The sequence below is a fragment of the Phycicoccus sp. Root563 genome, assembly GCF_001427915.1.
Classification (GTDB): Bacteria; Actinomycetota; Actinomycetes; order Actinomycetales; family Dermatophilaceae; genus Pedococcus.
The window spans coordinates 2,182,533-2,201,068 of sequence record NZ_LMGM01000001.1 but is presented as its reverse complement, the minus strand read 5'-3'; the positions used below and the strand labels follow the sequence as shown (position 1 = coordinate 2,201,068).

General features: G+C 71.2%; 17 protein-coding genes and 1 tRNA gene. 8 read left to right on the top strand and 10 right to left on the bottom strand.

Features of this window, described 5'->3' with window-relative positions:
• Window positions 1-96: 96 nt before the first annotated feature.
• From ASD62_RS10485 to ASD62_RS10470, 4 genes are all read right to left on the bottom strand, one after another.
• A complete protein-coding gene (locus ASD62_RS10485; protein WP_082580703.1) occupies window positions 97-1,365 on the bottom strand; it encodes a bifunctional glycosyltransferase family 2/GtrA family protein in 1,269 nt (422 codons plus the stop codon).
• 11 nt (window positions 1,366-1,376) lie between these two features.
• Window positions 1,377-3,491 carry a glycosyltransferase family 39 protein gene (locus tag ASD62_RS10480; protein ID WP_056915914.1) on the bottom strand — a complete coding sequence of 705 codons (2,115 nt, stop codon included), beginning with the start codon at window positions 3,489-3,491 and terminating at the stop codon, window positions 1,377-1,379.
• 193 nt (window positions 3,492-3,684) lie between these two features.
• The gene (locus ASD62_RS10475) at window positions 3,685-5,148 is read right to left on the bottom strand and encodes a HAMP domain-containing sensor histidine kinase (protein WP_056915913.1); all 1,464 of its coding nucleotides are present in this window, start codon (window positions 5,146-5,148) and stop codon (window positions 3,685-3,687) included.
• Window positions 5,145-5,879, bottom strand: coding sequence for a response regulator transcription factor (locus tag ASD62_RS10470; RefSeq protein WP_056915912.1), 735 nt, complete (start codon window positions 5,877-5,879; stop codon window positions 5,145-5,147). The genes ASD62_RS10475 and ASD62_RS10470 overlap by 4 nt, the downstream gene beginning before the upstream one ends.
• Window positions 5,880-6,013: 134 nt before the next feature.
• Here ASD62_RS10470 and ASD62_RS10465 point away from each other — a divergent pair, with 134 nt between their 5' ends.
• The 3 genes from ASD62_RS10465 to ASD62_RS10455 all read left to right on the top strand — a co-directional run bounded on the left by ASD62_RS10465 (window position 6,014) and on the right by ASD62_RS10455 (window position 7,399).
• Window positions 6,014-6,484, top strand: a complete 471-nt coding sequence (locus ASD62_RS10465; protein WP_235530679.1) for a DUF4385 domain-containing protein — start codon at window positions 6,014-6,016, stop codon at window positions 6,482-6,484.
• Between the two features lie 103 nt (window positions 6,485-6,587).
• Window positions 6,588-7,205 carry a hypothetical protein gene (locus ASD62_RS10460; protein ID WP_056915911.1) on the top strand — a complete coding sequence of 206 codons (618 nt, stop codon included), beginning with the start codon at window positions 6,588-6,590 and terminating at the stop codon, window positions 7,203-7,205.
• Window positions 7,202-7,399, top strand: a complete 198-nt coding sequence (locus ASD62_RS10455; RefSeq protein ID WP_056915910.1) for a hypothetical protein — start codon at window positions 7,202-7,204, stop codon at window positions 7,397-7,399. The genes ASD62_RS10460 and ASD62_RS10455 overlap by 4 nt, the downstream gene beginning before the upstream one ends.
• A 3-nt stretch (window positions 7,400-7,402) precedes the next feature.
• Here ASD62_RS10455 and ASD62_RS10450 read toward each other — a convergent pair whose 3' ends face one another.
• Window positions 7,403-8,446: a LacI family DNA-binding transcriptional regulator gene (locus ASD62_RS10450; protein ID WP_235529304.1), complete on the bottom strand. Its 1,044-nt coding sequence runs from the start codon at window positions 8,444-8,446 to the stop codon at window positions 7,403-7,405.
• 114 nt (window positions 8,447-8,560) lie between these two features.
• Here ASD62_RS10450 and ASD62_RS10445 point away from each other — a divergent pair, with 114 nt between their 5' ends.
• From ASD62_RS10445 to ASD62_RS10430, 4 genes are read left to right on the top strand one after another with little or no spacing between them, the layout of a single operon-like run.
• Entirely contained in the window at window positions 8,561-9,670 is a 1,110-nt protein-coding gene (locus tag ASD62_RS10445; RefSeq protein ID WP_056917310.1) for a substrate-binding domain-containing protein, read from the top strand.
• A gap of 2 nt (window positions 9,671-9,672) precedes the next feature.
• On the top strand, window positions 9,673-10,695 hold the full coding sequence (locus tag ASD62_RS10440) for an ABC transporter permease (protein ID WP_056915908.1): 1,023 nt from the start codon (window positions 9,673-9,675) through the stop codon (window positions 10,693-10,695).
• The gene (locus ASD62_RS10435; RefSeq protein ID WP_056915907.1) at window positions 10,692-11,525 is read left to right on the top strand and encodes an ATP-binding cassette domain-containing protein; all 834 of its coding nucleotides are present in this window, start codon (window positions 10,692-10,694) and stop codon (window positions 11,523-11,525) included. Before ASD62_RS10440 ends, ASD62_RS10435 begins: the two co-directional genes overlap by 4 nt.
• Window positions 11,522-11,929, top strand: a complete 408-nt coding sequence (locus tag ASD62_RS10430) for a universal stress protein (protein WP_056915906.1) — start codon at window positions 11,522-11,524, stop codon at window positions 11,927-11,929. The genes ASD62_RS10435 and ASD62_RS10430 overlap by 4 nt, the downstream gene beginning before the upstream one ends.
• Before the next feature lie 99 nt (window positions 11,930-12,028).
• On the opposite strand, the gene ASD62_RS10425 is transcribed toward ASD62_RS10430, so the two are convergent.
• Both ASD62_RS10425 and ASD62_RS10420 read right to left on the bottom strand, forming a co-directional pair.
• Entirely contained in the window at window positions 12,029-13,525 is a 1,497-nt protein-coding gene (locus ASD62_RS10425) for a hypothetical protein (protein ID WP_056915905.1), read from the bottom strand.
• A gap of 113 nt (window positions 13,526-13,638) precedes the next feature.
• A complete protein-coding gene (locus tag ASD62_RS10420; protein WP_056915904.1) occupies window positions 13,639-15,477 on the bottom strand; it encodes a phosphoenolpyruvate carboxykinase (GTP) in 1,839 nt (612 codons plus the stop codon).
• A gap of 494 nt (window positions 15,478-15,971) precedes the next feature.
• Between ASD62_RS10420 and ASD62_RS10415 the strand changes: the two genes are divergently transcribed.
• A tRNA-Arg gene (locus ASD62_RS10415) sits at window positions 15,972-16,044 on the top strand.
• Between the two features lie 71 nt (window positions 16,045-16,115).
• On the opposite strand, the gene ASD62_RS10410 is transcribed toward ASD62_RS10415, so the two are convergent.
• From ASD62_RS10410 to ASD62_RS10400, 3 genes are all read right to left on the bottom strand, one after another.
• Window positions 16,116-16,625 carry a hypothetical protein gene (locus tag ASD62_RS10410; protein WP_056917309.1) on the bottom strand — a complete coding sequence of 170 codons (510 nt, stop codon included), beginning with the start codon at window positions 16,623-16,625 and terminating at the stop codon, window positions 16,116-16,118.
• 143 nt (window positions 16,626-16,768) lie between these two features.
• Window positions 16,769-17,521 (bottom strand): class I SAM-dependent methyltransferase, encoded by a 753-nt coding sequence (locus ASD62_RS10405; RefSeq protein ID WP_056915903.1) that lies wholly within the window; start codon window positions 17,519-17,521, stop codon window positions 16,769-16,771.
• Window positions 17,518-18,525, bottom strand: coding sequence for a hypothetical protein (locus ASD62_RS10400; RefSeq protein WP_056915902.1), 1,008 nt, complete (start codon window positions 18,523-18,525; stop codon window positions 17,518-17,520). The genes ASD62_RS10405 and ASD62_RS10400 overlap by 4 nt, the downstream gene beginning before the upstream one ends.
• Window positions 18,526-18,536: the final 11 nt, after the last annotated feature.

Here is an 18,536-nt window from a genome sequence, read left to right as displayed (position 1 = left end):
TGGGAGGAGCGAGGAACGAGCGACGGTTCCCTCCGTCTCCGCAGAACGAAAGGGCCCCCTCGCGCTGAGCGCGAGGGGGCCCTTCGGCGTCGTGGCTCAGGCGACCCGGCTCGTGACCTCGGGTGAGAGGTGGGAGGGTGCCGCTTCGGTATGGGGCACAGGGGCGCTGGGCCGACCCTCGCCGAGCGTCGTGGGGGTCCGGAACATCCAGGACCGCATCGCGACGAACCGCACCGCCGTCGAGGCGGCCGTGGCCAGGGCGACCACCGCGGTCTGCACGGTCGTCGCAGGCGAGGCCACGGCGAGGTGCAGCAGCGCGAGCGCCGCGGCCGTCATCAGCCAGGTGATCCCGAAGATGACCAGCCCCTGCACCTGGTGCCGGGCGGCCCCGCGACCACCCTGGATGCCGAACGTCCAGCGCCGGTTGAGGGCGGTGTTGGCCACCGTGGCGATGAGGAGGGCGACCAGGTTGGCGACCTGCGCCGACTCGACGCCTGCACTCAGCGCCGCGAACAGCCCCAGGTGGATGACCGTGCTGACGACCCCGACCGCGGCGAAACGCTGGAGCTGTTGCCAGGTGCTCCCGCCGGGTGTTCCCCGGCCGAGCCGGGCCGCGATGTCCCCGACCGGCAGGGCGCCCGAGGCCAGCGACCGCCGGACCCGGAGCACGCCGCGCAGGTCGTCCAGGGCCGTGCCCACGACGTCGACCCGCGAGTCGGGGTCGTCGAACCAGTCGACCGGCACCTCGTGGATCCGCAGGCCGCTGCGCTGTGCCAGGACGAGCAGCTCGGTGTCGAAGAACCAGGTGGTGTCCTCGACCAGGGGCAGCAGCTCGGCCGCGACGTCGGCGCGGATCGCCTTGAACCCGCACTGCGCGTCGGTGAACCGCGCCCCCAGCGCTCCGCGCAGGATGAGGTTGTACCCGCGGGAGATCACCTCCCGCTTGGCACCCCGGACGACGCGTGCGCCGCGGGCCAGGCGGGACCCGATCGCGAGGTCGGAGTGACCCGACATGAGCGGGGCGACCAGCGGCCACAGGGCGTCGAGGTCGGTGGAGAGGTCGACGTCCATGTAGGCGAGGATCGGCGCGTCCGAGGCGAGCCAGACGGCCTTGAGGGCCCGCCCCCGACCCTTCTCCGCGAGCCGCGCCACGGCCACACCGGGCAGCTCGGCCGCCAGCCCCGACGCGACCAGGGCGGTCGCGTCGGTGCTGGCGTTGTCCGCCACGGTGATCCGGAAGGGGTACGGGAACGTGTGCACCAGGTGCTGGTGCAGGCGCCGGACGCAGGCCCCCACCGTGTGCTGCTCGTTGTGCACCGGGATGACGACGTCGAGCACGGGCGCCGGGGTGGTGGAGTCGCTCATCGTCGTTCCTCTCACGTGGTCTGGGTGGTGGTACCGGTGGCCGTCGTCGCGGACAGCGGCTGGGTCAGGTCGTAGAACGTCGAGCTGCCGATGGTCACGGAGGTGAAGTTCGCTGCGACCCAGGTCGAGATCTCCGACGCGTTCCCGGAGCCACCCATGGCACCACCTCGACCCCCACCCTGTCCGCCGCTTGCGGCGAAGTAGTGGATGTCACCGGCTGCGACGTAGGCCTGGAACTGAGCCAGCGTAGGCGACGGGTCACTGCCGTTGAAGCCGCCGATGGCCATGACCGGGAGGCCGGTGCCGAGCTGGAGCCCGGCCGCGTTCTGCGAGCCGATCGCCGCCGCGACCCAGCGGTAGGAGCTGGCGTTTGCGCTCAGGGCCGAGACGACCTCGGTCGTGGGCGTGCTGGCGTCGAGGAGGCCGCCCACCCCACCCTGGGGTGCGCCGGTGGTCCCGGTACCCGTGCCGGGCGTGGTGCCCAGGCCACCCTGGGTGGTGCCGGCGCCTCCGTTCGCGGCTGCCCCGGTCCCGCCCTGGGTCATCCCCGGAGGCGTGCCGCCCCCGCCCGGGCCACCACCCGGCACACCCCCACCGAAGCCTCCGCGGCCGGTGGACGGGCCGGCGGTGACGATGGAACCGGTGTGGCCGGTGCCCACCGTCTGGATGCTGTATGCCGCGGGGCCGGCGAGGGCTGCCACGAGGGCACCCGCGATGACCACGGGGACGAACCGGCGCTGCAGCTGGGTGACCACGAGCAGGAGCAGGGCGCTCGCGAGGCCGAGGACGAGGACGGTGATGCGCAGCCAGTTCTGCCAGTCCGTGCGCGTCAGGAGGACGAAGGACCAGGCTGCTGCGGCGGCGGTCGCGGCGGCGAGGGTGATCGAGCCGATCGGTCGGGCCCGGTGCTCCCAGGCCTCCCCGGCACCCATGCCGACGACGGCGGCGATGGCCGGCGCGAGGGCGACGGTGTAGTACTCGTGGAAGATGCCGGCCATCAGCGAGAACGTGAGCATCGTGGCCAGGAGCCACCCGCCCCAGACGACGTAGGCCGCGCGGCGCGAGTCGGTGCGCGGGGCCCGGCCGCGCAGGAACAGGCCGACGGCGAGCAGGATGAAGGCCGACGGGATGAGCCAGGAGATCTGGCCGCCGATGCTCGAGCTGAACATGCGGGCCAGGCCCGGCGTGCCCCAGCCGTTGCCACCGCCGACGGAACCGGTCTCGTCGCCGCTGATCCGACCGAGGCCGTTGTAGCCGAACGTGACCGACAGGAACGAGTTGTCTTGGCTGCCACCGATGTACGGGCGCATGCTCGCCGGGACCAGCTCGACGATCGTGACCCACCAGCCGGCCGACAGGACCATCGCGGCCGTGCCGAGCAGGGCGCCGACGATGCGGCGACGGAGCGTGGTGTTGGCGAAGAGCAGGTAGGCGAGGCCGAAGGCGGGGACCACGAGGAGCACCTGCAGGGCCTTGGTGAGGAACCCGAGCCCGATGAGCACCCCGACGATCGCGAACCACTTGGGGGAGCCCTTGTCGATGGACTTGAGGGTCGCCCAGGCGCCCAGCGCCATGAGCAGCACGAGGAGGGCGTCCGGGTTGTTGAACCGGAACATCAGCACGGCCACCGGCGTCAGGGCCATGACGAGCCCGCCGATGAGGCCGGCAGCGGCGCCGAAGTGACGGCGGACGGTGGCGTAGACGACGCCGACGGTGCCCACGCCCATGAGGACCTCGGGCATGAGGATGGCGAACGAGTTGAGGCCGAAGACGCGGACCGACAGCGCCATGATCCACAGCGATGCCGGGGGCTTGTCGACGGTGATCGAGTTGCCGGCGTCGGAGGAGCCGTAGAAGAAGGCCTCCCAGCTCTTGCTGCCAGCCTGGACGGCGGCGGAGTAGAACGAGTTCGCGTAGCCGTTGGCGGTGAGGTCGTAGAAGTAGAAGAGGGCGGTCGCGAACAGCAGACCCAGCAGCGCCGGGCGGGCCCAGGACGGGTCCCCCTCGTTCCCGCGCCACAGGCGCTGGATCCGGCTGGGTGCGGTCGGGCCCGCCTGACGGGCGGTCGCGCGGGGGAGGGCGGTGTCGCCGTCGGCCGCGCTGCGGTGGAGGGTCATGGTGTCCATGGCTCCAACAGTCGGGCCGGTCGCTGTGCGGCTGCTGTGCCACCCCTGAGGCTGCGTGATGAGGTGTCGCCCGGCCAGCGGCAGCACGGCGAAGGGTGGGAACCTGCCGCTTCCGGTCGTCCGGAGGCGGCAAGTTCCCACCCTTGGGTGGTGGAGGAGCCCGTATGGCGCCCGCTCGCCCGCGGGGGCCGCGTCAGTGGGCGGGGAGCAGGACCGTGAACGTCGTGTCGCCGGGGGCGCTGGCGAGCTCGACGCGTCCGCCGTGGGACTTGGCGACCGCGTCCACGATGGACAGGCCCAGGCCGGTGGAGCCGGCGGCCCGGTTGCGCGAGTCGTCACCACGCGTGAACCGCTGGAACACGTTGCGCTGCAAGGGCTCCGGGACCCCAGGACCGTCGTCGGCCACGCTCACGCGGATCCACTCGCCCTCGGGGCGGACGGAGGTGACGACCTTGGTGCCCTCGGGGGTGTGGGTGCGCGCATTGGCGAGGAGGTTGGCCACGACCTGGTGCAGCCGGGCCTGGTCGCCGGAGACCTCCACGGGTTCGTCGGGCAGGTCCAGCTCCCAGCGGTGGTCGGGAGCAGCGGCGTGGGCGTCGCTGACGGCGTCCATCGCCAGCAGCGACAGGTCGACCGGTTCGCGCTCGAGCGGGCGGCCGGCGTCCAGCCGGGCCAGCAGGAGCAGGTCCTCGACCAGGCCCTGCATGCGCAGCGCCTCGGACTCGACGCGCGACAGCGCGTGGGTGACCGACGCGGGCACCGGCTCGTGCTCGCGTCGGGACAGCTCGGCATACCCCCGGATGGAAGCGAGCGGCGTCCGCAGCTCGTGCGAGGCGTCGGCGACGAACTGACGCACCCGCTGCTCGCTCTCGTGCCGGGACTGGAGGGCGCCCTCGACGTTGTCGAGCATGCTGTTGAGCGCGAGGCCGACCTGGCCCACCTCGGTGCGCGGGTCCGTGTCCGCGGCGGGTACCCGCTCGGCCAGGGCCACGTCACCGGAGTCGAGCTTGAGGCGGGAAACCTGGGTGGCCGTGTGGGCGACCCGCTGGAGCGGGGCGAGGTTGCGACGCACCAGCCAGAGGCCACCGGCCCCCACGACGATGAAGCCGACCGCGGTCCCGCCGATGATGAGCGTGACCACCGTGTTGATGGTCTCGGTCACGCCGGCCATGGGCAGGCCGCTGACGGCCGTGGCGCCACCCGGTGTGCGGATCGAGACGACGCGGTAGTCGCCGAGGCCGACGATGTCGACCGTCTTGGGTGTGCTGCCGATGCTCGCGTCCTGCAGCTGGGTGATCTGGGCGCTCGTGAGCTGGCCGTAGGAGCCGGCCTCGGCGACCCGGTTCACGGTGGCCACGCCGTCGAGGAGGGTGAGGCTGAGGAACGCACCGCCGCCGCCGGGGGGACCGCCACCGCCGGGGCCGCGGTTGTCGTGGTCGCCGTCGGGTCGGCCGCCGTCACGCATGACGTTGGCGATCACGTCGCTGTCGAGCTGACCCTGCAGGTAGTTGTGCAGCAGGAACACGGTCAGCGACGAGGTCGCCAGGGTGACGGCGAGGAACAGCCCGACGACCGTGGCGACGAGCTTGGTGCTGAGCGACCACACGGCCGGTGGGAACCGGGTGCGGGCCGCGCCGACGGCGGCTGCGGGGCTCATGACGCGGGCTTGAGGACGTACCCGACGCCGCGCATGGTGTGGATCATGGGCTCGCGACCGGCGTCGATCTTCTTGCGCAGGTAGGAGATGTAGAGCTCGACGACGTTGGCCTGGCCGCCGAAGTCGTAGTTCCACACGCGGTCGAGGATCTGGGCCTTGGACAGGACGCGCTTGGGGTTGCGCATGAGGTAGCGCAGCAGCTCGAACTCGGTGGCGGTCAGCGCGACCTGCTCGCCCCCGCGGGTCACCTCGTGGCTGTCCTCGTCCATGGTGAGGTCGCCGACGACGATCACCGAGGACGACTCGTCGGTCACGACGGCGGTGCGGCGCATGAGCGCGCGCAACCTGGCGACGACCTCCTCGAGGCTGAACGGCTTGGTGACGTAGTCGTCGCCGCCGGCCGTCAGACCGGCCACGCGGTCCTCGACGGCGTCCTTCGCGGTGAGGAACAGCACGGGCACGTTGGGGGAGTCCGAGCGCATCCGCCGCAGCACCTCGAGCCCGTCGAAGTCGGGCAGCATCATGTCGAGCGCCACCGCGTCGGGCTGGAACTCGCGGGCGGCGCGGACCGCGTTCGCGCCGTTCGAAGCGGTCCGCACCTCCCAGCCCTCGTACCGGAGGGCCATCGACAGCAGCTCGGTGAGGTTGCTCTCGTCGTCCACGACGAGCACCCGCACGGGGGAGCCGTCGACGCGCTGGAGCTTGGCGGAGGTGGACTGCTGCGTGTTCATGGTCCTAGACAACACCCGGATGCTGGGCACGGGCCACGCACAGACTGTGCGAATCCTGTGAAGCCTCTGTGCCGGTCCTCGCTGCGACCGTGGTGGGCGCGCGCTCGCAGGAGATGCCGGGGATACTGCAGCGGGTGGCGACCAGAGGGGACGACATCCGGGCGCACCCCGAGCGTTACCGGGTGGGGCGCGGCGAGCAGGGGGTCCTGACCGTGCAGCCGTACAAGGACGAGCTGCTGCCGTTGTGGCGGTTCCGCACGCCGGACGTCGCGACGCAGAGTGCTGCCGCCCTGAGGTCGGCCTTCGACGCCTACCTCGGTTCCGGTGACCTCGTGGGTGCCGACATGGCTCGCAAGTTCCTGCAGATGGGGTTCACCCGGGCGCGCCGGTACGCCAACCACCCCGGCGGCCGCAAGTACGACGGACCGGTCCCCGCAGACCGGCGCGGCCAGAGCGGGGCCCACGGCCGGGCCGAGCTGCCCCGCGGTCCGCAGGACCCGGTCAAGGCCGAGTCGGCCCGCATCTTCAAGCAGGCCTGGGACGAGGTCGAGCAGGTGCAGGAGTACACGTCGTGGCGAGCGGCCCACAAGGCGCAGCACGGCTAGGAGCGGATGCTCAGTCGCCCGACACGCCTCCCACAGCCTGCCCACAGGCCGGACGCCGACTCTCGGTGGGACCAAGCCACCACCACCTCGCCGGAGGCGTCCGATGACGAACCCCACGATCCCCACCGACATCCACGACCCGGGCGCCGACACGGCACCGGTCGAGTGGGCCACCACCCGGACGATGCCGTATGCAGCGCCGCCGGCCGACGCTGCCGCTGCTCCCACCGCTGCGTCGACCGAGGCGTCCTCGGCCGTCGCTCCCACTCAGTCCGCGCCGGTGGCGATGGCCCCGAGCACCGCGCCCGCCCTCAACCCGCCGGTGTGGTCCGGCCGCAAGACCGCGATCGCCGCGGCTCTCGCCATCGGCATCTCGGCGATGGGCGCGGCCGGTGCCGCAGCGGCCCTGCCGGTCGGCTCGACCCAGGGCGGTTCGGGACAGTTCCAGCCCGGCGGGTTCGGCGGCCGCGGACCGGGTGGTCCGGGTGGCCCCGGCGGCTTCGGACCCCAGGGCACGCAGCAGGGCACCCAACAGGGAACGCAGCAGGGAACCACCCAGAACCCGAACGGCACCGGGCAGCAGTTCCCCGGGGGGACGACCCAGCAGGACCCCAGCCAGCTCGGCCAGCTCGGCCAGCTCGGCCAGCCCGGTGTCCCCGGTCAGGGTTCGGTCCCGGGTCAGGGTGTGGCCCCGGCCGACCCGAGCGCGAGGACGACATGAGCCCCGTGGCGGCGACCCGGTCGGTCCTGGGGTCGATCGCCTCGCACGCGCACGCGCCATACCCGGCTCGCCGGAGGCCACGCCGTCCGGCTGCGTTGCAGCGCAAGGACTTCGGGGCGCTGCCGATCTGCGGTTCGGTCCGTCCGCTCGCGTCCCAGCGCGAGCAGGCGGCGCTGCGCGCGGAGCGGCCCTAGGTCCTACTGCTCGGGGCGGATCTCGCCCGAGCCACGGACGACCAGCTCGGGCGTGAGCACCACGTGCTGGGGGGCCGAGGTGTCGCCGTCGATCCGGGCGAAGAGCCGCTTGGCGACCTCGAACCCGATCATGGCGACATTCTGCTTCACCACGGTGAGGGGTGGGTCGACGATGTCGGCGAGGGGGAAGTCGTCGAACCCGACCAGGGCGACCTGTCCGGCGACGCCGCGGTGGTGCAGTGCGCGAATCGCGCCGATGGCCAACGAGTTCCGCGCTGCGAAGACTGCGGTCGGGGGGTTGGCCGAGTCGAGAAGGAGAGTCAGCGCCGCGATGGCGTCGTCAGGCGAGCGCAGGGACGTCGCCTCGACGGCCGGGTCGGACTCGACGCCGGCGTCACGGAGGGCGGCGAGGAACCCCTCGTGCCGGGTCCGGGCGGTCTGGATCGTGGGGAGGTCGCCGAGGAAGGCGATCCGCCGATGGCCATGTGCGAGTAGGTGATCCACGGCCATCCGTGAACCGCCCGCGTTGTCCACCGTGACCGAGTCCGTGTCGACCCCGTTGGGTCGGCGGTCGACGAAGACGATCGGCAGGCCGCTGCGCAGGTCGTCGGCGAGGTAGTCGTGGCGCTCGGTGGCGGGCATGAGCAGCAGTCCGTCGACGCGCCGGCGGACGAGCCCCTCGACGAGGGAGCGTTCGCGTGCCGGTTCCTCGTCGAGGCTGGAGGCGACGATCGCGACGTCGCGGTCGCGGGCGGCGTCCTCGAGGCTGCGCAGCAGGCTGGCTGAGAACGAGTTGCTGACGTCCTGGAGGAGGGCTCCGACCATGGCGCTCCGACCGTGGCCGCGGCGCAGGTTGCTCGCCGCGAGGTTGTGTCGATAGCCGAGCTGGGTCACGGCGCGCTCGACCCGGGCCGTGACGTCGGGGGACACCCCTGGTTCGCGGTTCACCACGCGTGACACGGTCTTCAGGCTGACCCCGGCGAGGGCGGCAACCTCGCGCATGGTGGCCCTCGGCCGCCGGGGGTCGTCCTTTGACAACGATGTCACGATCACGGGGCTAGTTGTACATTACCCGTTGACAAACGCACAACCGGGGGCTAGAAATTCTCCTGACAACGTTGTCACGCGGCGATGGAGCCGCCTGAGAAGGGGAGCACCCTGATGCCTCGTATCACCCTGCAGAACCCGTCCCTGCGCCGCAGCCTCGCGGTGACCGTCGCCGTCTCCGCCGCCTTTGGCCTCACGGCCTGCAACCGGGCCAGCTCGAGCGACGCCGGTGGAAGTGGTGGGGGCAACGCCACCGTCGGCGTCACGCTCATCACCAAGGACTCGACCAACCCGTTCTTCGTCGCCATGCAGAAGGGCGCCAAGGCCGACGCGGGCAAGAACAACGTCAAGCTCACCGTCGCCTCCGGCAAGCAGGAGGGTGACGACCAGGGCCAGATCACGGCCATCGAGGACGCGATCGCCCGCGGCGACAAGGGCATCCTCATCACCCCGATGAGCGACGGGGTCAACTCGGCCATCAAGAAGGCGCGCGACGCCAAGCTCTTCGTGATCGCCCTCGACACCCCGCCCGACCCGGCCGACACGGTCGACATCACCTTCGCGACCAACAACCGCAACGCCGGCAAGCTCGACGGCCAGTGGGCCGCCAGCCAGCTCGACGGCAAGCCGGCCGTGATCGCGCTGCTCGACCTGTTCAGCGACAAGATCGTCTCGGTCGACTACAACCGCGACCAGGGCTTCCTCGAGGGCATGGGCATCGACGTCGCCGACGGCAAGAAGAACGGCGACGAGGCCAAGACCGGCAAGTACACCGGTGGCAAGGGCGGCGACTACACGATCGTCTGCAACGAGGCCGGTCAGGGCGCCGAGGACGGCGGCCGCACCGCGATGGAGAAGTGCCTCGCGAAGAACCCGAACATCAACCTCGTCTACACGATCAACGAGCCGACGGCCGTCGGTGCCAACGCTGCCCTCAAGGCCGCGAACAAGACGGCCCTCATCGTCTCGGTCGACGGTGGCTGCGCCGGCGTCGGCAGCGTCAAGAGCGGCGTCATCGGTGCGACGGCCCAGCAGTACCCGCTGAAGATGGCCACGCTCGGCATGGAGGCCATCGCCAAGATCGCCCGTGGCGGCGAGAAGCCCAAGGTCACCGACGGACTCGACTTCTTCGACACCGGTGTCGCGCTGGTCACGGACAAGCCTGCTGACGGCGTCCAGAGCATCACGTCCGACGAGGGTTCCAAGATCTGCTGGGGCAACTGACCATGAGCACCCAGGTCACCTCTGCTGCCGCCGAGTTCGCTCGGCGGCAGCAGTCCCCCCTCCAGCGCGTGCAGCACCAGCTGCACGGCAGGCCGTGGCTGAGTCCGCTCTTCCTGCTGTTCGTGGCGTTCGTGGCCTTCTTCATCGGGTCCCCGACCTTCCTGACGGCCAGCTCGATGGGCATCCTGCTCCAGCAGACCGCCGTCGTCGCCGCACTAGCGGTGGGTCAGACGATCGTCATCCTGACCGCGGGCATCGACCTGTCGGTCGGCGCGGTCATGGTCCTGTCGATGATGGTGATGGCGACCCTGGCCAAGGACGACGGCATGCCGGGCATCCTCGCCCTGGCCATCGGTGTCCTGCTCGCCACGGCTGCGGGGGCCCTCAACGGATTCCTCGTGACGCGGATCAACCTGCCGCCGTTCATCGTCACCCTGGGCACGCTGAGCATCTTCACGGCGATCGCCCTGCTCTACTCCGGTGGTGAGAGCATCCAGGCCGACCACCTGCCCGGACTGCTCAACTTCCTCGGTGACGGCTTCGGCATCGGACAGTTCCGGCTGACGTGGGGCATCGTCCTGGTGATCCTCATCTACGCCGTGATGGGCTTCGTCCTGTCCCAGACCGCCTGGGGTCGCTACGTCTACGCCGTGGGTGACGACCCCGAGTCGGCTCGCCTCTCCGGTGTGCCGAGCAAGCGGATCCTGCTGGCCGTCTACACCGTGGCCGGCCTGATCTACGGCCTCGCGGCGTGGATCCTCATCGGCCGTTCCGGTGCGGCGACCCCCAACGCGTTCCCGGACGCCAACCTGGCCAGCATCACGGCTGTCGTCATCGGCGGCACGAGCCTCTTCGGGGGCCGGGGTCGCCTGGTGGGCACGCTCATCGGTGCGCTCATCGTGCAGACGCTCCAGTTCGGTCTCTCCCAGATGGGCGTCGACCAGCAGTGGCGCGTCCTCGCGACCGGCATCCTCGTCATCGTCGCGGTCGCCGTCGACCAGTGGATCAGGAAGGTCAAGTCATGACGACTACATCCCTCGAGGTCGCCCACGGAGGTGTCCCGGCAGGCAAGGAGGAGATCTACGCCAAGCAGCCGGTGCTCTCGGCCCGCAAGCTGGTCATAACCTTCGGCCGCGTCGTCGGGCTCGACGGGGTCGACCTGGACCTCTACCCCGGTGAGGTGCTCGCGGTCATCGGCGACAACGGTGCCGGCAAGTCGACCCTGATCAAGTGCCTCACCGGCGCGTACGTCGCGGACTCGGGTGACATCACCCTCAACGGCCAGCCGGTGCACTTCAAGAAGCCGCAGGACGCCCGCGAGGCAGGCATCGAGACGGTCTACCAGCAGCTGGCCGTCATCCCGGCCCTCGACATCGCGAGCAACCTCTACCTCGCCCGTGAGGAGCGTCGCAAGGGTCCGCTCGGCTCGGTGCTGCGCATGCTCGACAAGAAGGGCATGGAGCGCCGCGCCGGCCAGTCGGTGCAGGACCTCGGGATCCAGACGATCCAGAACATGAGCCAGGCGGTCGAGACCCTCTCGGGTGGACAGCGCCAGGCCGTGGCGGTCGCCCGTGCGGCGGCGTTCGGGAGCAAGGTCGTCGTCCTCGACGAGCCGACCGCAGCCCTGGGCGTCAAGGAGTCGGGCATGGTCCTCGACATGGTCAAGCAGCTGCGTGACAAGGGCCTGTCGGTCATCCTCATCAGCCACAACATGCCGCACGTGTGGGAGGTCGCCGACCGCATCCACATCCAGCGGCTCGGTGGCCGGGCCGGCGTCGTCACGCCGCAGACCCACGACATGGGTGAGGGTGTGGCGATCATGACCGGCGCCAAGCGGCTCGAGGGTCCGTCGTGACCGGCGCCGTGGTGGTCGGCTACATCCCGAGCCCGGAGGGGATCGCTGCCTTCGAGCGCGCCAAGGACGAGGCCGTCCTGCACGGGTCTCGCCTCGTGGTGGTCAACACCGGGCAGAACGGTGACTTCGCGACGCCGAGCTTCGCGACGCCCCAGGACATCGACGCCATCAGGTCGGAGCTGGAGCAGACCGGGCTCGACCACGAGGTGATCCAGGCGACCGGTGGGCTGGCTGCGGCGGAGGAGATCCTCCGTGTGGCCGAGGCCGAGGAGGCCAGCCTCATCGTCATCGGCATGCGACAGCGGTCGCCCGTGGGCAAGCTCTTCCTCGGGAGCACGTCCCAGCAGGTCCTGCTCGACGCCCCGTGCGCCGTGCTGGCGGTCAAGGCCCGCAAGGCGCAGTGACCGAGGGGGTCGGCGCCCCGCTCCCGGTGCCGACCCTCCACATCCGCGGACAGCGGTGCGGTGCGGCCCTCGCGGCCACTGCGCACCGCTGTCTCGCGTTCAGCCCCGCGCGGAGCCGAGGCCGAGGACGACGGCCAGTCCCAGCGCGCTGCGCGGGTCGTATGCCGTGCGCCAGAGCCCGCCGTGCACGGCGCCGTCCGCCTCGGCGAGCCACGGGGCGCGGGTGTCCGGGCCGTCCGCCGTGTCGGCGGTCTGCAGGTCGTGGACGAGCAGGGCCGCCATGAGGGTGTTGCTCGTGGCCGGTTCGAAGACCTCGATGCCGAACCGGTGGGCGCCGGCGTAGGCCGAGGCCAGGGCGCGGTTCTTGACGACCGAGCGGGTCCGCGTCGGCGGCGCGACGTTGAGCGAGACCGTCACGCCGTCCCGCGCCGCGACGGTGGCTCGCCACCGCTGCAGCCGCTTGGCGAGGGCGTAGTTCGGACCCTGCTGGGCCACCAGGCTGTCGTTGAGGCCCGGGTCGGAACCGGGGGCGTAGTTGCGCTGGAGCAGGCGTCCCCCGCTCACGGTCCGCAGGGCCGGGCGGAGCACTCGGGTCACCGCGGACGGCGATCGGTACGCCCGGGTCGAGAACTCCACCGCGTCACGCGGCACGGCGAACACGTCGGTCGGGGTCGCCAGGAAGGCCAGGGCGACGTCCGACCGGCGGCGCAGCAGCTCGACGCTCAGGGCGTCGACGGCCGAGGACACGCGCACGTTGGTGGCGCCGTCGGCATACACGTAGTTGCCCAGCACGAGCGGGCCCTCGAGCGCGGTGAGCCAGTCGGCGACCGCGGGGAGTCCGTGGACGAGGTCCGCCCCGGCTCCGGAGGCGAGGTCGGCCGTCTCCGGTGCCACGCCGGGCGACGACCCGCCGGCGACGGGCAGGTGCAGCGTGCCGGCCGAACCCGCGGCGACGTCGACGACCCGCTTCCAGATGTCGGGGCGGGGGAGGTCGACCCCGACCACCTCGGCGCCCCAGGACAGCAGGGCGCGCAGCGGACCCATCTCGGCACCGGCGCCGAGCACCACGACCTTCCGCCCGGACAGGTCGAGCCACTCGGGGTGCTCCAGCACCTCGCGGACCTTGTCCGCGGCGGAGGGTTCCAGCGACCCGGCCGCGACCCACCGGTCGAGCTGGCGCCGCAGGCCGTCACCGGCGAGGCGCTCGCCGTGCATCGGCAGCGTGAGCGAGGTGGCGCGCTCGCCGGACCCGCGGACGGTGGCGGTCTCCAGCGGGACCCCGGACCCGGTGGCGGCAGAGAAGGCCTCGCCCAGCGGCACCTCGCCCCGGGCCGTCGCGCAGCGCATCCGGGAGTGCAGCGAGGCGAGCCCGGACCGCGCGACGTCGACTGCCGCCTCGCCGTCCCGCAGCAGCCCGGCCTCGACCATCCGGCGGAAGTGGACCAGGTAGCCCTGGCGCCAGTTCGTCTCGCGCTCGGCTGCGTGTGCCCCCACAGGGTCGACCTCACGCAGGGCGTCGGCCACGACTGCCCGCCCCAGCGCGGACGTGGACCGCTTGCCGTCGACCTCGGGGAAGACCACTCCGGTGTGCGCCATGCGGGCGAGTATGCCGTGCTTCCCCCACAACCGACTTCGGGTGCCCGGACGGTCGGAGTTCCGACCGTCCGGGCACCCGAAGCGGAAGAGCGCGGGGCGAGGACGCCCTCAGGTCACTCCACGCCGAGGCGCGCCTTGAGGCCGTCGAGCTCCACCTGCAGCTGGGTCGGGAGGTTCTCGCCGAACTTGGCGAACCACTCCTCGATCTGCGGGATCTCGGCCTTCCACTCGTCGGCGTCGACCGCGAGCGCCTGCTCGAGCTCGGCGTCGCTCATGTCGAGCCCCGTGGTGTCGAGCGACTCCGGCGTCGGCACGTGGCCGATCGGGGTCTCGACGGCCGCGGCCTTGCCCTCGATGCGCTCGATGGCCCACTTGAGGACGCGGCTGTTCTCGCCGAACCCGGGCCACAGGAAGTCACCGTCGTCGCCGCGACGGAACCAGTTGACGTAGAAGATCTTCGGCAGCTTGGTCGAGTCGGCGTCCTTGCCGAGGTTGACCCAGTGCTGGAAGTAGTCGCCGGCGTTGTAGCCGATGAAGGGCAGCATCGCCATCGGGTCGCGGCGGACGACGCCCACCGCGCCGGTGGCGGCGGCAGTGGTCTCGGAGGAGAGCGTCGCCCCCATGAAGGTGCCGTGGATCCAGTCGCGGGCCTCGGTGACCAGCGGGACGGTGGTCTTGCGGCGGCCACCGAAGAAGATCGCCGAGATCGGGACACCCTTGGGGTCGTAGTACTCCTTGGCGAGGATGTCGCACTGCTCGATCGGGGTGCAGTAGCGGCTGTTCGCGTGGCTCGAGAGCTCCTCGGAGTCGGGCGTCCAGTCCTCGCCCTTCCAGCTGGTGGCGTGGTCGGGGGTGTTCTCCAGGCCCTCCCACCAGATGTCGCCGTCGTCCTTGAGCGCGACGTTGGTGAAGACCGAGTTGCCCTTGTTGATGGTCTTCATCGCGTTCGGGTTGGTGTGCTCGTTGGTGCCCGGGGCGACGCCGAAGAACCCGAACTCGGGGTTCACGGCATACAGCCGGCCGTCCTCACCGAAGCGCATCCAGGCGATGTCGTCGCCCAGGGTCTCGACCTTCCAGCCGGGGATGGTCGGCGCGAGCATCGCGAGGTTGGTCTTCCCGCAGGCGCTCGGGAAGGCGGCGGCGATGTAGTAGACCTGCTGCTCCGGCGAGATGAGCTTGAGGATGAGCATGTGCTCGGCGAGCCAGCCCTCGTCGCGGGCCATGACCGACGCGATGCGCAGCGAGTAGCACTTCTTGCCGAGCAGGGCGTTGCCGCCGTAGCCGGAGCCGTAGCTCCAGATCATCCGCTCCTCGGGGAACTGCACGATGTACTTCTCGGGGTTGCAGGGCCACTTGACGTCCTGCTGGCCCGGCTCGAGCGGGGCGCCGACCGAGTGCAGGGCCGGGACGTACTTGGCCGCGTCACCGAGCTCCTCGATGCGACGGAGCACGTTGACGCCGCAGCGGGCCATGACGCGCATCGAGGCGACGACGTACTCGGAGTCGGTGAGCTCGACACCGAACATCGGGTTCTCGGAGTTGAGGTGTCCCATGACGAACGGGATGACGTACATCGTGCGGCCCTTCATGCAGCCGGCGTAGAGCCCGCGCATGAGGTCCTTCATCTCGTTCGGGTCCATCCAGTTGTTGGTGGGCCCGGCGTCCTTCTCGTCGACGGAGCAGATGTAGGTGCGGTCCTCGACCCGGGCGACGTCGGTCGGGTCGGAGGCGGCGTAGAAGCTGTTGGGCTTGAGCTCGTCGTTGAGCCGGACGAAGGTCCCGGCGGCCACGAGCTTGTCGGTGAGGCGGGTCCACTCGGCGTCGGAGCCGGTGACCCACTCGATGTGGTCGGGGGTGGTCAGTGCGGCCACCTCGTCGACCCAGGCCTGGAGGCCTGCGTGCGTGGTGCCCCCCGCCCGCTGGTCGGTGTGCTGCGTCGCCTCGGTCGTCATCGTGATCGGCCGTCCCTTTCGCCCGGGCGCGAGCGCCCCCGGGATCACCGCGGTTGAATGCGTCCACGTCGACCGGAGTCCACATGGTGAACGCTTCTGATCTGGCCAAGGTAGCCCCGCCGTCACGGTGCCAGGTACCACCGGCGCAGGAGATCGCTCGTGAAAAGCCTCACAACCGGCGGGTAGCCCTGACCTGCATGTTTGCTTCTTGCAAGGCTTGCAAGATCCTTCTGGAATCGGTGGCATTTCTTGCCCGGCGGCCGCCTCGGTGTCCCTGCGGGTGGACCGCTGCGCCGGGCCTCGGGGCGCATCGGACGGGTCGTCAGTGGGTTCCCCAGCCGGTGACGAGCGGGGTATGGCGCGCCCCGCCGGGCCTCGCGCGCCGGTCGTCGGCTGGGGTGTCGGCGCCGGCCCGGCCCACCGATTTCGTGTGCGAGGGGGTCAGCCGGTAGTCTTTCCCGTCGTTGCCTCGGGCGATCCCTGAGGCGACATTCGCGCCCGTAGCTCAACGGATAGAGCATCTGACTACGGATCAGAAGGTTAGGGGTTCGAATCCCTTCGGGCGCACTCTGTGTTGAGACAGAACGACGAAACCCCGGTCCTGTTGGGCCGGGGTTTCGTGTGTCCGGGGGCGGTCGTCAGCCGTGCGCGAGGAGCTCCAAGCCGATGACGGCCAGACCGAGCGCGAACTCGGCTCCCAGCGCGATCAGCCGCTTCCACCAGGCCATCGGCACCCGGCGCACCGCGAGGTAGCCGATGACGACGAGGGACGCCACCAGGGCGATCGTGGATGCGCGCAGCGCCGCCTCGAGCCGCCAGCGTCCGAGCGCGGCCAGGCCGAGGAACACCATCGGCAGCACCACCACGCTGAATGCTCCGAAGCTGACGGCGGCCATGTGTGCCAGCTCGGCCCGCGTCGGGAACGCGGCGTGCACGGCCAGGTGGGACACGAGGTCGGCCACGAACACCGCGAGCAGGGTCCCGACGACCGTGATGGCCAGGGTCGCGGCAGCCTCGCCGACGCGCAGCCCCTCGGAATGACCCCGCAGCGCGAGCAGGACGGCCAGTCCCGTGAACGTGACGTAGACCCGCTCCTTGAGCGCATCGACGCGTTGCTCGGCGGTGGCGGGCGTCCTCGGGTCGTCCATGCCGTCAGGGTATGGCGCGGCCCACGCCAGGAGGAGCCCCTCGAGCATGCGGTGCCAACAGCTCCGCGCGCCCGCTGCGCCGATGGCTCGAGCGACCCGGACGAGGGTGCGGGTGGTGCCCCGTCACCGCCCGCACCCTGACGTCACCCATGCCTGCGGAACAGGGCGGCGTGGAGGAAGTCCTGGGTGAAGACGGGGGCGCCCACCTCGTCGGCGGTCGGCTGGCGCCCGGCAGCGACGAGGTCGAGGTCCTCGAACACGTCGACCAGCTCGTCGAGGTCGTAGCCCACACCGCCCTCGAGGGCGCCCTGTCGCAGGAGCATCGCGTCGTCCGCGGTCGTCCCCATCCGCCCGGCGGCGAACGTGACGATGCCGAACACCCCGTGCGGAGCGAGGGTCGCGTGCAGCGCAGCGCGGTAGGAGATCCGCCGGTGCGGGGCGAGGTGGTGGAAGCACCCGGAGTCGTAGACGAGGTCGAAGGGAGCGCCCGGCACCTCCTCCCGGATGAAGTCCCGGAGCAGGTAGGTGGGGTCCGGACTGCGACGCGCGGCCTCGGCGATGGCCGGCGCGGCGACGTCGATGCCGGTCACCGAGAACCCCTGGCGCGCAAGCCAGGCGGAGTTGCGGCCGAGTCCGCAGCCGACGTCGAGCGCGGTTGGTGGGCGGCCCGGGGCGGCCGACGGCGGCAACAGGTGGGCTGCCTGCCAGGCCACGAGGTTGGCGTCCGGCAGGTCCGTGCCCAGGAGGTGGCCCGGCTGCTGCAGGAGGCGTCCCCAGAACTCGGAGGCGCCGGCGCTGGTCCGGTCGGCGTCCGCGCCATACAGGCCGTCGAGCAGCTCCATGAGCTGCTCCGTGGTGCTCACGCGTCCGGGTGGCGGCAGGGGCGCGGAGGTCATGCGGCCCCTGGTCGGTCGGCGAGGTGGGCCCGCAGGGCGACGTAGACCTTGCGGACGCCGATCGCGCGCTGGAGGTCGTCCTCGATGCGGGTGAAGAACTCGCGACGGTAGTTCTCGTCGATGACGGCCTGGACGGTGAAGTACAGGCCGGAGAAGCCGGACAGGAACACCGCCACCGAGAACAGCTCGTCGCTGATCAGGTGGAACGGGCCGGTGAAGTGCGGCGGCGCGCCGACCCAGGTCTGGATCACGCTGGGACGGATGGCGATCGAGCCGAACACCACGAAGAACGCGAACACGATGAGCACCAGCGACAGCATCTGGATCGCCTGGGCGACGAACAGCATGAGCATGAGGTTGCGGCGCTGCAGCGGCGGGAGCCGGATACCGGCGACCTCGGTCGCGAGGTGGGGCTCGGCGAGGATCTCCCGGGCGGCCGAGGCGACCGGTGTGCCCCTGCACGTGTCGGCGAGGCGCTCGCCGTCGACCTCGACCCCGACGCGCTCGATCTCGCTGGCGAACGACGGCGCGAGGAAGGCCACGGCGAGGAGGGCGAAGATCCCGACGCTGGCCCACAGCAGCGGACGCGGCAGGGCCGAGGACACCTGCCAGACCTCGGTGTTGATGAACAGGAAGGTGATGAACAGCAGCAGGAACGGCAGCGCCCGCGTGGCGAGCGGCCCGATCAGCGACCGGTTCTCCCAGGCGTGTGCGAGCGCCCAGCGCCCGATCCGCCCGACGCGGAAGACCCGCACCCCGCGGCCGAGCACGCCGACGACCAGCACCGAGACGGCGGCGGTGGCGACGTCGCCGGCCGACCAGCCGACGGCGGCCGTCACGACGGCAGCGAGGGCTGCGGGGACGGCCACGACCAGCGCCCAGAACCCCACCGCCCGCGGACGCAGCGCCCGCTGGATGGCCTCGTGGCCGGACTCGACGAAGTACGGCAGGCCGTGCTCGTCGAACCAGCGCTCGCACTTGGCGACGTCGTTGGTGGTCAGCACGGACCCAACCC